The following is a 12690-nucleotide window of genomic DNA, read 5'->3' as shown; positions in this document are numbered from 1 at the left end:
CAATTCAGGTCCGCAGGGCGCTGTGCGTGCGCATGAAATCGAGAAGCGGAAGCAACGGCAGTCCGAGAACGGTAAAGAAATCACCCTCGACAGAAGTGAAAAGCTGCGCGCCAACAGATTCAAGGTGATAGGCCCCGACGGAATCCAACACCTTGTCACCGACCGTATCGAGATAGGCGTCTATGAACTCGTCGGAGAGCGGACGGACAAGCAAGCTTGCCGTAGCGATATTGTGCCAGATCCGGGTTCCGCCGGCTGAAACGACCACGGCGCTGATCAAACTGTGCCGCTTGCCGGAAAGACGGCGAAGATGCGCGGCGGCACCAGCCCGGTCTTCCGGTTTATCCAGCCACTCTCCATCGATATCAAGCATCTGATCGGCGCCGATCACCAATGCTTCCGGTATCGCACGGGAGACTGTGTTCGCCTTCATTTCCGCAAGAAACGTGGCGACCTCAGCCGCGCTCGCCCCATCGGCCCGAAGGCTCCGTTTGAACTCGGACTCGTCAACGGCCGGTTTTCGTATTTCCACGGCCAGGCCTGCCGAACGGAGCATATCGGCGCGGGTCCGGCTTCCGGAAGCCAACACGACCGGCTTTTCACCCGTGCCAGCGAGATGAGAGAGATCAAGAGGCTCGGTCATCAGGATTCCAGACCGTGAAATTTTGCGTATTTCTGAAGCACTGCCGCAGCGGTCTCTTCAATCGAACGGCGGGTCACATCGATCACCGGCCAACCGCCCTTGGTAAAGAGCTTGCGTGCTTCGATCACCTCCGCGCGGACCTTTTCGGGATCGACATAGTCCGTCTCGTTACTGTGCTGGAGCATCAGCATGCGGTTCCGCCGAACCTGCGTCAGCCGGTTCGGATCGTTGGTCAGGGCAATCACGAAGGGCTTTTTAAGGCTGTATAGCTCTTGCGGCAGGGCAACCCCCGGCACCACCGGGATGTTCGCCGTCGCATAGCCTCTGTTCGCGAGATAGAGAGAAGTAGGAGTCTTCGAGGTTCGGGAGACGCCGACGATCACAATGTCGGCATCTTCCAGATCATGGACCATCTGCCCGTCATCATGCGCCAGCGTGTAATCCATGGCGCGGATCCGGTTGAAATAGGCCGCGTCCAGTTCGTGCTGCCGTCCGGGCCGTCCGTGGCTTTCCTGACCAAGGAAGGTGCCCAGGGCGTTGACCACCGTATCCAGCACGGAGATGCAGGGAACGCGGCGTTGCTGGCATCCTTTTTCGAGCTGCTGCCGGAGCTCCGGATTGACCAGGGTGAAAAGCACCGGTCCCGGATAGACGCTGACCGCAGCGAGCACCTTCTCGATATGGCCCGATGTTCGGACCAGGGACCAGACGTGCTCACGCGCGCGGACGCCTTCAAACTGGACGAGGCAGGCCCGGGCGACCTGATGGTTGGTTTCACCGGTCGCATCAGACACCAGGTGAAGATGAATATCCGTATCGGTCACATTCCACATCCGGCTGGGGATAACTGCGTACGAACTGTTTACAGAATCCGGAATCTCTTCCGAAAGGAAATCTGCACCCATTCATGCATTCGCTAACAGGCATGTTGTTCGGCAGGGGGCAATCTTTTCCCGGACTGCGCACAACTCCCAACTTGCCGACCAGAGACAAGATATCCCCGCTATCCACAAGTATCAGGGCTGATACATTCCGGGAGCTTGCGACATTTTTACCCCTCCTTGTCCCCGATCCGGGCCTGTATGCTCCGGGCCGAACAGAACTGTGGATTACCTGTGCCGAAACGGTAATCCACAGGACTCACAGCACCACTACAATCACTTCCTACTTATTTATAATAAGATTCTTTGTTAGGAGTGGCGCGCTTATCACCAAACGGACAGTCAATCGATGACCGATAAAGTTCTACTGAACGTGCTCGCCGGAAAAACAGCCGAGATCCCTCCTATCTGGCTGATGCGGCAAGCTGGACGGTATCTGCCGGAATATCGGGCCATCAGGGCAGAGGCCGGGTCTTTCGTCGATCTTTGTCTCAATCCGGAGATGGCGGCTGAGGTGACCTTGCAGCCGATCCGCCGGTTCGGCATGGATGGCGCTATCCTGTTCTCCGATATCCTGATTGTGCCTTACGGTCTCGGCCAGCCGCTGCGCTTTGTCGAAGGCAAGGGGCCGGTTCTGGAACCGGTGACAGATCGTGCAGCGCTGAAGGGTCTCGACATCAATGGCCTCTCAGAGCGCGTAGGGAACGTCTACGAGACTGTGTCGCGTGTTCGGGCAGCCCTCCCCGCCGAAACCACCTTGATCGGCTTCTCGGGCAGTCCCTGGACCGTGATCACCTATATGGTCGAAGGCGGGAGCAGTAAGGATTACGCTGCCACCAAGCGCTGGGCCTATTCGGATCCGGAAGGCTTTCAGGAGCTGATCGATATCGTGGTCGAGGGCACGATTACCTATCTTCTCGGTCAGGCGAAGGCCGGGGCCGAAGTCCTGAAACTCTTTGATTCCTGGGCTGGTGTGCTGTCGTCGCGACTATTCCGCATGGCGGTACTGGAGCCGACAAAGAAAATCGTCTCGGCAGTGAAAGCCCAGTATCCGGATCTGCCGATCATCGGATTTCCGCGCGCGGCGGGCGCTCATTATCTCGATTACATCGAGGAAACCGGTGTCGATGCGGTCGCGGTGGATACGGCGATGCCGCTCCGTTGGGCTGTCGAGAACATCCAGACCAAGATGCCGATCCAGGGAAATCTCGATCCGATCGCCTTGCTTGCCGGTGGAGCCGGACTTGAGGCGGAAGTCGAGAGCATCCTTTCGACGGCGGCTTCGAAGCCGTTTATCTTCAATCTCGGGCACGGCATCCTGCCGACCACGCCGATCGAGCATGTGGAACAGCTTGTCCGGCAGGTTCGCGCCGGGCGCTGACGCTATTCGAGGGGGAGAGCCGCACGCATGAGCTACGAATGGGTCAAGGCTCTTCATGTGATCAGCATGGTCGCCTGGATGGCGGGGATGTTTTATCTGCCGCGTCTCTACGTCTATCACGTGGGTGCCGGAGCCGGCTCCGAGCTCTCCGAAACACTGAAAGTGATGGAGCGGCGGTTGCTCCGGGCAATCATCAACCCGGCGATGATTTCGACGTTCGTATTCGGTATCTGGATGCTGGTTCTGGTTCCGGATTATCTGTCGGAGCCATGGATGCATGTGAAGCTGGCCTGTGTCGTTTTCATGACCGCTTTTCATGGTGGACTGGCGCGCTGGAGACGCCAATTCGCCGCGGATGCAAATCCGCATAGCGAACGCTTCTACCGCATAGCGAATGAGGTTCCGACGATTTTGCTGATCGTCATCGTCATCATGGTGATCGTGAAGCCGTTTTCCGGATGAATTCCATTTTTCTCAAATATTCGGGTTTGACATTCAGCGCTGAAGCACTGTAATTGAAAACAGCGCTGATCGCCGTAGGGCGTTGCGTCAGGTCTTTCCCGCACAAGAACGAATAATAAAAGTCTGCTCTAACCAGCACACTCGTGCGGCTTGCTCATGAGGCCGAACTCTCAAAACATTCGTTATACCTGATCATCGACAGGACGATGCATCTTCAAGAGCTGAAATCGAAGACACCTCAAGATCTTCTCGCATTTGCGGAAGACTTGGAGATCGAGAACGCAAGTGTTCTGCGCAAGCAGGACATGATGTTCGCTATTCTGAAACAATTAGCTGATAACGATCTACCGATCTACGGTACGGGTGTTCTTGAAACGCTCCCGGATGGTTTCGGTTTTCTTAGATCGCCTGAATCGAATTACTTGCCAGGCCCGGATGATATCTACATTTCTCCGAGCCAGGTGCGGCGCTTTGGGCTGCGCACCGGCGATACGGTCGAGGGGCAGATCCGGGCACCGAAAGACGGCGAGCGGTACTTCGCACTGCTCAAGGTCAATCAGATCAATTTCGAAGACCCGGATGCGGTTCGCCACCGGATCAACTTCGATAACCTGACTCCGCTGTACCCGGAACAGAGGCTCAACCTCGAGCTCGAAGATCCGGTGAACAAGCAGCAGGGTGCCACAACGCGGGTGATCGACCTGATCTCGCCGTTGGGCATGGGTCAGCGTGGTTTGATCGTTGCGCCGCCGCGCACCGGTAAGACGGTGATGCTGCAGAACATCGCTCATGCGATCGCCGAGAACCATCCGGATGCTTATCTTCTCGTGCTGCTCATCGACGAGCGGCCGGAAGAAGTGACCGACATGGATCGTTCGGTGAAGGGCGAGGTTATCAGCTCGACCTTCGACGAGCCGGCATCACGCCATGTCCAGGTCGCGGAAATGGTGATCGAGAAGGCAAAGCGCCTGGTCGAGCACAAACGCGACGTGGTCATTTTGCTGGATTCCATCACCCGCCTGGCACGCGCCTACAACACTGTGGTGCCGTCTTCGGGCAAGGTGCTGACCGGTGGTGTGGATGCGAACGCCCTGCAGCGGCCGAAGCGCTTCTTCGGTGCGGCCCGGAACATCGAGGAGGGCGGCTCGCTGACGATCATCGCGACCGCACTGATCGATACCGGATCGCGCATGGACGAAGTCATCTTCGAAGAGTTCAAGGGTACGGGTAACTCCGAGATTATCCTGGACCGGAAGCTGGCCGACAAACGGACGTTCCCGGCCATCGATATCACCCGTTCGGGTACCCGGAAGGAAGAGCTTCTGGTGGATCGTGCGACCCTCAACAAGATGTGGGTGCTGCGCCGGATCCTGACCCAGATGGGCACGGTCGATGCCATGGAATTCCTGATCGACAAGCTCAAGACCTCGAAGAACAATAACGATTTCTTCGATGCCATGAATTCCTGACCGGGGAACTCCTGATCAGGCATATAGGTCAAAGAAAAGGGCGGTGCTTTGCAGCACCGCCCTTTTTGTTTGTCCAGAGACCGGATCTTTACGGGATCAGGATGGTCGAGCCGGTGGTCTTGCGGGCCTCGAGCGCTTCATGAGCGGCCCTGGCTTCGGCCAGCGGGAAAGTCTGGTCGATATGGATCTTCACCGCACCGGAGGAGACTGCATCGAACAGATCGCCAGCCGTTGCCCGCAGATCCTCGGCGGTCGAGATGTAGTTGAACAGGGTCGGCCGGGTGAAGAAGAGGGAACCCTTCTGCGCGAAGATGCCGAGATTGACGGGCGGGATCGGGCCGGCGGCCTGGCCGAAGCTGACCATCAGGCCGCGCGGACGCAGGCAATCGAGGGATTTCTCGAAGGTGGTGTCGCCGATCGAATCATAGACCACCGGCAGCATCTTGCCGTCCGTAATCTCCTTTACCCGCTCGACGAAATCCTCGTCATTGTACAGCACCGGATGATGGCAGCCGTTGGCCTTGGCGATTTCCGCCTTTTCCTTGCTGCCGACGGTGCCGATGACGGTGGCGCCGAGATGGTTGGCCCACTGGCTGACGATCTGGCCGACGCCGCCGGCCGCGGCATGGATCAGGATCGTGTCGCCCTTGCCGACCTTGTAGATTTGCCGGATCAGATACTGCGCCGTCATGCCCTTCAGCATCATCGCTGCGGCGGTCTGGTCCTCGACACCGGCCGGGATCTTCACAACGCGATCAGCCGCGATGTTACGGGCCTCGGCATAGGAACCCGGAGGCGGGGAGGCGTAAGCCACCCGGTCACCCACGGCTAGGTCCGAGACGCCACTGCCGAGAGCCTCGACCACGCCTGCGCCTTCCATACCGATACCGGAGGGCAGCGGCAGGGGATAGAGACCGCTGCGGTGATAGGTGTCGATGAAATTGAGGCCGATTGCGGTGTGCCGCACGGTGATTTCGCCGGCCGCCGGGGCCGCGAGATCGATATCGGTCATTTCGAGAACTTCCGGACCGCCCGGTGCCTTGAACTGGATTGCCTTGACCATTTTTCTTGTTCCCTTGTTTTAGCCGAGATGGGTTTTGAAGAAGTCTGCGGTGCGGGCATTGGCCGTCTTGGCTGCTGCCGCATCGTAATGCGCGCCTCCCTGACGTGCGAAGGCGTGATCCTGGCCTTCATAGACATGCAGTGTGACCTGCGGATTGTCTGCCAGACCGGCCTTGATCTTCGCCTGCGCCTCTTTCGGGACGAAACCGTCTTCGGATGCCATATGGTTCAGATAAGGTTTGGAAATACTGGAGGATTCTCCCAGAAGCTCATCCAGGCCGACGCCGTAATAGCTGACATTGCAGTCGGCATCGGACCGGGTAGCCATCAGATAGGCGAGCTTGCCGCCGAGGCAATAGCCGACGGATCCCGCCTTGCCGCTGCAGCCATCCATGGATTTCATATGGGCGAGGGTCGCCTTCAGATCCTCGACGCCTTTATCCACATCGAAAGCATTGAACAGCTCAAACGCTTTGTCCCATTCGGCCTGGCTCTGGTCGGTGATGTCGATACCGGGCTCGATGCGCCAGAAGATATCCGGGCAGAGCACGTGATAACCCTCGGCTGCGTAGGCGTTGGCCTGATCGCGCATCACCTTGTTAACGCCAAAGATTTCCTGGATCAGGACGATGCCGGGGGCTGTTCCGCCACCTGCGGGTGCCGCGTGATAGGCCTGAAAAGAGCCGCCATCAGCGGCTTTGACTGTCACATATGCCATTGAATGCCTCCCTCTGAAGCTGTCATTGGCGAGAGACTAGGCGTGCGGGTGATCCCGTGTCCACGCTCCGTTGCGGCATGGGTGTCCGTCAAAACAGGGAGAGTTGGTCTGATTCATGATCGAGCAACTGCTGCTTGGTGGCGATGCCGCCATCGCCGGAAAAGCCGGTCAGCTTGCCGTTGCTTCCGACCACCCGGTGGCAGGGTATGATGAGGGGGATCGGGTTTGACCCGCAGGCACCGCCCGCCGCTCGGGCGACGCCGCCGACATGGTCCGCGATATCACCGTAGGTCCAGACTGTTCCGAAGGGGATTTCCTGCATGGCCCGCCACACCGATTGCTCGAAGGGGGAGCCCCGGTCAAAAGCAAGTGGCAGATCAAAATCCTTGAGCGTCTTGGCAAAGTAGGCATGGATCTGACGCTCTGCTTCCGCGAGCAAACTTGTCATTGCGTTATCGGAATGAGCTTTAGATGTTTCACGTGAAACCCATGTCAGACCTGTAATGGCGCCACCTGTTTCGGTCAGGTGAATACGGCCGATGGGGCTGTTGAAGCTGTGCTGACGAGGCTCGCTCACGGCCGGGCCTCAAGCGCGGCTTGGAATGCTTTCGGATCAACTTCCGGCGCGGAGCAAACCTGATTGACGCAGAGATAGGCGGCGGGCGCGCCGTCGACAGGTCCCTTTCCGTGGGCGGGATGATTGTCCGGAAGGGCGATGCCGTCCCGGATGACCTGCACGGTCGAAAGGGCTCGGCCAGCGGTGCGGGCGGCAGTGACCATTGCTCTGTTTTCGGCCGTATCCGGGTCGCCGACAATGACGATTTGTCGGCCGTGCAGGAGCCATTCCATGCCGTTGAGCAGGCCGGGAAAGCCCTGCGGCTGTTGCTGGAAAGATCCGGCGAAAGCCTTGGTCAAGTTGTCGGCGCTCTCTGCATAGGCCGACTTCCCGGTCAGGAGCCAGAGCCGGGCCAGGCACTCCACCAGCGTACTGTTTCCGGCCGGGGTCACATTGTCGATCGCGGTCTTGGTCCGCAGCATCAGGTCCGTCTGATCGTCCGCAGTGAAGAAATAGGCGCCGTCCTTCGGATCGCGAAAATGCAGATCGAGGACAGCGATCCAGGCTTCGGCCTTTTCCAGATAAGCCGGCTTTCCGGTCGCGGCTTCGAGGGAAAGCGCCGCAAGGATCATGTTCGCATAGTCGTCCAGGGTGGCCGCATGTTTCGCCTGACCGTTCCTCCAGGCATGCAGCAGGCGCCCGTCTTTCTGCATATTGCTCGTGATGAAGGCGAAGGCGACTTCGGCACGGGCGAGCCAGTCCGCCTCCCCCAGCAGGATTGCCGCGTCGGCGAGTGCCGCGATCATAAGGCCGTTCCAGTCGGCCAGCACCTTGTCGTCCCAGCCCGGGCGGATGCGTTTCTCGCGCCGGGTCAGGAGGTGCTGGCGGGCAGCGGTCAGCTTGGCCTCGATATCTTCAGGGAAGGGGCCTTTGCGGTGGCGCCGGTTCAGGATCACCGTGCCTTCCCAATTGCCGCCGGGCGTCACGTCGTAATGCTCTGCGAAGAGCGCGGCATCGTGCCCGGCTTCCGTCAGGATTTCGGAGATCTCTTCCGCACTCCAGACGTAGAACTTGCCTTCCTCGCCCTCACTGTCCGCGTCGAGAGAGGAGGCGAAACCGCCGCCGTCCGAAACCATCTCCCGGAACAGCCAGTCGATTGTCTCCCGGATACGCTGCTCATAGAGCGGGTTCGGGTCCTGGCGCTGCATTTCAACCATCAATGCGACCAGCTGGGCATTGTCGTAGAGCATCTTCTCGAAATGCGGTGCCAGCCATTCCGCGTCGGTCGAATAGCGCGCGAAGCCGCCCCCCAGATGATCGTAGATCCCGCCCTCGCACATGGCGGTGACGGAAGTCCGCACAGCCTGCAGCATCTGGCTGTTCCGGGTCCGCTGGCCCGTCCGCCAGAGGAACTTCAGGATGGTCGGCTGGGGGAATTTGGGTGCATCGCCGATGCCGCCATAGATCGGGTCATGTTGAGAGAGGAATTGCGCGGCGACTTCCGGCGCGGCCTCCAGCGGAATGCGCGTGCCAGGGTTGCCGGCGAACACAGTTTCCAGACGTTGCGCGATGGCCGTGACATTGCTGGCAACGCGGCCGGGGTCTTCCCGGTAGACGCCTTCGATCTGGCGCAGCACGTCCCGGAAAGCCGGCCGGCCATAGCGATTATCAGGCGGAAAATATGTGCCGCCCCAGAACGGTGCACCCTCGGGCGTGAGGAACATTGTAAGCGGCCAGCCCCCTTGCTGGCCTGTGATGGCGAGCGCGGTCTGATAGATCATGTCGAGATCCGGCCGCTCCTCCCGATCTACCTTGACGTTGACGAACAGCTCGTTCATCACCGCTGCGGTATCCGGGTCCTCGAAGCTTTCGTGGGCCATGACATGGCACCAGTGGCAAGCGGCATATCCGACGGAAAGCAGGATCGGCTTGTCCGCCCGGCGCGCCGCGGCGATGGTGTCTTCGGACCAGGTCTGCCAATGCACCGGGTTGTCTTTGTGCTGCAGCAGATAGGGGCTGGTTTCCTTGTCGAGCTCGTTGCGCATGTACGGCATCCGGGGTCGGGGTTTGCGGTATTCTTAGGCCAAAGGTGAGGGCTTGGACCCATGAGGTCCAGCGCTGTGTGCGGCACGGGAGTTGGGAACGGAATGAACGGATCGGCGGAAGAGACGATTTACGCGCTTGCCACCGCGTCTGGGCGCGCTGGCGTTTCCATGTTCCGGGTATCCGGCCCGGCCGCATTCGAGGGATTGCAGCGCCTGACGGGGCTGATCGGGCTTGAGCCGCGGATGGCCGTGCGGGCGACGGTTTCCGACAGTGAAGGCGCGATTGATGACGGTCTGATTCTGGCCTTTCCGGGCCCTGCCAGTTTCACCGGCGAGGACGTGGTGGAGTATCAGATGCATGGCGGCCGTGCCGTGCAGTCCGCAATGCTGCGGGCGCTGGCGGCCCAGCCGGGATACCGGATGGCCGAGCCGGGCGAGTTTTCCCGCCGTGCGGTGCTCAACGGCAAAATGGATCTGACAGCCGCGGAAGGCATCGCCGATCTGGTGGATGCGGAGACGGAAGCCCAACGGCTTCAGGCACGGCGGCAGAGCAGGGGCGCGTTGGGCGCGCTGTACCAGGATTGGCGGCAACGGATGCTTCGGGTGCTCGGCCATATCGAGGCGCTGGTCGATTTTCCGGACGAGGATCTGCCACCGGAGGTCTGGGATGGGATCCGGGGCCAGGTGTATGACCTTGATGCGTCGATTTCGGCTCATCTGGATGACGGCGGACGGGGGGAGCGCCTTCGAGACGGCCTGCGTATGGCCATTATAGGCCCCCCGAACGCTGGTAAGTCTTCCCTCCTGAACTGGCTCTCCAAAAGGGATGCGGCGATAGTGTCCGACGTAGCGGGTACGACACGAGACGTCATCGAGATCCATCTGGACATTTCGGGGTATCCCATCCTGGTAGCGGATACGGCAGGACTCCGAGAAGGGGCTGACTTTATCGAGTCCGAGGGCATTCGCAGGGCGCGTGCCTGGGCTGAGACGGCTGACCTGGTCCTTGATTTGGCGGACGCGCGCTCTACCGGCGAGGGGGAAAAGGCGGTGCCGGCTTCCGGAGATGCCGAGCGGATCTTGATCGCGACCAAAACTGATTTACTTCCCGATGCCGATCGAGGCCAGTCCGACAAGGACCGTATCGCGATTTCCGTGGCAACGGGTGAAGGCATGGATCGGCTTCTGGCAATGATTGCCGAGAAAGCTGCGGTCTTGATGGATCTGGGTGAAGCGCCGGCGATTACACGGACCAGGCATCGTGAAGGCTTGACGGAATCCCTGGAGCATTTGCGGCGCGCGCTCACACAATGTGCGTTTGAGGCGGATGAGTTTGATGTTGAATACGGCCTCGTGGCTGAGGACTTGCGGCTGGCGGCGCGGGCGCTGGGACGTGTGACGGGAGCGGTTGATATCGAGGAAATCCTCGATCTTGTGTTCTCGGAGTTCTGCATCGGCAAATAGAGGCTCTGTTTCACGTGAAACATGCAGAGCGGATATCGCGAAACAGAGATTGCCTTTTGCCGGGCGTCACAGCATTTTGGGCTACATATTTTCCGCACTGATCCGGAGACGGACGCGATGTACGACGTGATAGTCGTTGGCGGCGGCCATGCAGGCTGCGAAGCGGCCGCAGCAGCGGCCCGGATGGGCGCTCGCACGCTTCTCGCCACCCATAAGATCGAGACTATCGGAGAGATGTCCTGCAACCCGGCAATCGGGGGGCTCGGCAAGGGGCACCTCGTGCGCGAGGTGGATGCGCTTGATGGCATCATGGGCCGGGCCATCGACCGGGCAGGCATCCAGTTCCGCATGCTGAACAGGAGCAAGGGCCCAGCCGTTCGCGGTCCTCGCGCCCAGGCGGATCGTGCACTGTATCGCGCGGCTATACGGGATCTGCTCGAGAACCAGGAAAACCTGACGATCGAAGCGGCTTCCGTCGAAGACCTGTTGCTGGACGAGTCCGGTGCGATTGCAGGGATCGTTGTCGATGGCGGCCGGGAGATCAAAGCCGGTGCCGTTGTGCTGACGACCGGTACGTTCCTGCGCGGCGAGATCCATCTGGGTGAGGAGCGGCGCCCCGCTGGCCGGGTCGGCGATGCACCGTCTGTCGCGCTTGCTGAAACGCTCGGCCGCTTCGGCTTCAGGCTCGGACGGCTCAAGACAGGGACTCCGGCAAGGCTGGATGGAACAACTATCGACTGGTCTGGTCTGCAGGAGCAGAAAGCGGACGATCCGCCAGAGCCGTTTTCCTATCTGACGGACCGCATCACGGTGCCGCAGATCAGCTGCCATATCACCTATACGAACCCTGAAACCCATCAGGTCATAAGGGACAACCTACACCGGTCTGCCATGTATGGCGGGCGGATCGAAGGGGTCGGGCCGCGCTACTGCCCCTCTATCGAGGACAAGGTGGTCCGGTTCGAAGACCGCTCTCAGCATCAGATCTTTCTGGAACCTGAAGGGCTTGATGATCCGACGGTTTATCCGAACGGAATTTCGACATCGCTACCGGCCGATGTTCAGGCGGAAATGTTCAAGACCATTCCCGGTCTGGAGAATGCCCGGATCATCCGCCCGGGATACGCGATCGAATATGATTATGTGGATCCGCGCGAGCTCTCCCACACCTTGTCGACCAAGAAGATTCCGGGGCTTTATTTCGCCGGGCAGATCAACGGAACGACCGGGTATGAAGAAGCTGCGGCGCAGGGCCTGATGGCCGGTGTGAACGCCGCGCTCCAAACCGGCGGCCAGGACCGGGATTTAGTGCTGGATCGTGCGGATGCCTATATCGGTGTCCTGATCGACGACCTGGTGACCAAGGGAGTGAGCGAGCCTTATCGCATGCTGACCTCCCGCGCCGAATACCGGCTGCGGCTGCGGGCCGACAATGCGGATCAGCGGCTTACGCACAAAGGCATGGAAATAGGCTGTGTCGGTGCGGAGCGGGCAGGGCTGTTCGAGACGAAGCTTGGCGCGATCCAGCACGGCCGGGCGCTCGCTGTGAAGCTTGGCGATACACCCAACGCGCTTCAGAAAGCCGGGATCAAGGTCAACCAGGATGGCGTTTGGCGGAGTGCTTACGATCTGCTCGGGTATCGCACAGTCAGCTGGGATGCGCTTGCCGCGCTCTGGCCTGATCTTGGCGCTCTGGAGCCGGCCGTAGCCGAGCAGGTGCAGATCGATGCGAAATATGCCGGGTATATAGAGCGGCAGGAGGTCGACGTTGCGGCCTATCGTCGGGACGAGGCGCTTGAGATCCCGGCAGGTCTCGATTATGCGGCGATCTCCGGCCTCTCTAACGAGGTGCGCGAGAAGTTCATCAAGGTGGCGCCGCGTACCATCGGGCAGGCCGCCCGGATCGACGGTGTGACGCCAGCGGCCGTGATCCTGCTCCTGCGGTATGTCAGGCGTTTGGCTAAGCAAGACGCCGCTTGAATACGGCCCCCTCTGAGGACGGAAACAGC

General features: G+C 60.1%; 11 protein-coding genes. 5 read left to right on the top strand and 6 right to left on the bottom strand.

Annotation, left to right across the window (positions count from 1 at the left end; all coding sequences use genetic code 11):
- Positions 1 to 4: 4 nt before the first annotated feature.
- Both IG629_RS12960 and IG629_RS12955 read right to left on the bottom strand, forming a co-directional pair.
- Entirely contained in the window at positions 5 to 643 is a 639-nt protein-coding gene (locus IG629_RS12960; RefSeq protein WP_193172354.1) for a Maf family protein, read from the bottom strand.
- Positions 643 to 1467 carry a pyruvate, water dikinase regulatory protein gene (locus tag IG629_RS12955; RefSeq protein ID WP_319025078.1) on the bottom strand — a complete coding sequence of 275 codons (825 nt, stop codon included), beginning with the start codon at positions 1465 to 1467 and terminating at the stop codon, positions 643 to 645. The genes IG629_RS12960 and IG629_RS12955 overlap by 1 nt, the downstream gene beginning before the upstream one ends.
- Before the next feature lie 406 nt (positions 1468 to 1873).
- Here IG629_RS12955 and hemE point away from each other — a divergent pair, with 406 nt between their 5' ends.
- The 3 genes from hemE (at position 1874) to rho (ending at position 4836) form a co-directional block, all read left to right on the top strand.
- Positions 1874 to 2905: a uroporphyrinogen decarboxylase gene (hemE, locus tag IG629_RS12950; protein WP_193172353.1), complete on the top strand. Its 1032-nt coding sequence runs from the start codon at positions 1874 to 1876 to the stop codon at positions 2903 to 2905.
- Positions 2906 to 2932: 27 nt separating this feature from the next.
- Complete coding sequence (gene hemJ, locus IG629_RS12945; protein ID WP_193172352.1) at positions 2933 to 3367, top strand: protoporphyrinogen oxidase HemJ; 435 nt, start codon at positions 2933 to 2935, stop codon at positions 3365 to 3367.
- 206 nt (positions 3368 to 3573) lie between these two features.
- Positions 3574 to 4836 (top strand): transcription termination factor Rho, encoded by a 1263-nt coding sequence (gene rho / locus IG629_RS12940; RefSeq protein WP_193172351.1) that lies wholly within the window; start codon positions 3574 to 3576, stop codon positions 4834 to 4836.
- A gap of 88 nt (positions 4837 to 4924) precedes the next feature.
- On the opposite strand, the gene IG629_RS12935 is transcribed toward rho, so the two are convergent.
- The 4 genes from IG629_RS12935 to IG629_RS12920 form a co-directional block, all read right to left on the bottom strand.
- Positions 4925 to 5899 carry a quinone oxidoreductase family protein gene (locus IG629_RS12935; protein ID WP_193172350.1) on the bottom strand — a complete coding sequence of 325 codons (975 nt, stop codon included), beginning with the start codon at positions 5897 to 5899 and terminating at the stop codon, positions 4925 to 4927.
- A gap of 18 nt (positions 5900 to 5917) precedes the next feature.
- Positions 5918 to 6616, bottom strand: coding sequence for a dienelactone hydrolase family protein (locus tag IG629_RS12930; protein WP_193172349.1), 699 nt, complete (start codon positions 6614 to 6616; stop codon positions 5918 to 5920).
- An 88-nt stretch (positions 6617 to 6704) separates the two neighbouring features.
- Positions 6705 to 7193 (bottom strand): methylated-DNA--[protein]-cysteine S-methyltransferase, encoded by a 489-nt coding sequence (locus IG629_RS12925; protein WP_193172348.1) that lies wholly within the window; start codon positions 7191 to 7193, stop codon positions 6705 to 6707.
- Positions 7190 to 9217 carry a thioredoxin domain-containing protein gene (locus IG629_RS12920; protein WP_226886666.1) on the bottom strand — a complete coding sequence of 676 codons (2028 nt, stop codon included), beginning with the start codon at positions 9215 to 9217 and terminating at the stop codon, positions 7190 to 7192. The genes IG629_RS12925 and IG629_RS12920 overlap by 4 nt, the downstream gene beginning before the upstream one ends.
- 102 nt (positions 9218 to 9319) lie before the next feature.
- Between IG629_RS12920 and mnmE the strand changes: the two genes are divergently transcribed.
- Both mnmE and mnmG read left to right on the top strand, forming a co-directional pair.
- Positions 9320 to 10681 (top strand): tRNA uridine-5-carboxymethylaminomethyl(34) synthesis GTPase MnmE, encoded by a 1362-nt coding sequence (mnmE, locus tag IG629_RS12915; protein ID WP_193172346.1) that lies wholly within the window; start codon positions 9320 to 9322, stop codon positions 10679 to 10681.
- A gap of 117 nt (positions 10682 to 10798) precedes the next feature.
- Positions 10799 to 12661: a tRNA uridine-5-carboxymethylaminomethyl(34) synthesis enzyme MnmG gene (gene mnmG, locus IG629_RS12910; RefSeq protein WP_193172345.1), complete on the top strand. Its 1863-nt coding sequence runs from the start codon at positions 10799 to 10801 to the stop codon at positions 12659 to 12661.
- Positions 12662 to 12690 lie beyond the last annotated feature (29 nt).

Origin of the sequence: Nisaea nitritireducens (assembly GCF_014904795.1) — a bacterium.
Taxonomy (GTDB): domain Bacteria; phylum Pseudomonadota; class Alphaproteobacteria; order Thalassobaculales; family Thalassobaculaceae; genus Nisaea; species Nisaea nitritireducens.
Note: the sequence above shows the minus strand (reverse complement) of the source record. Positions and strands in the feature narration are given on the sequence as shown.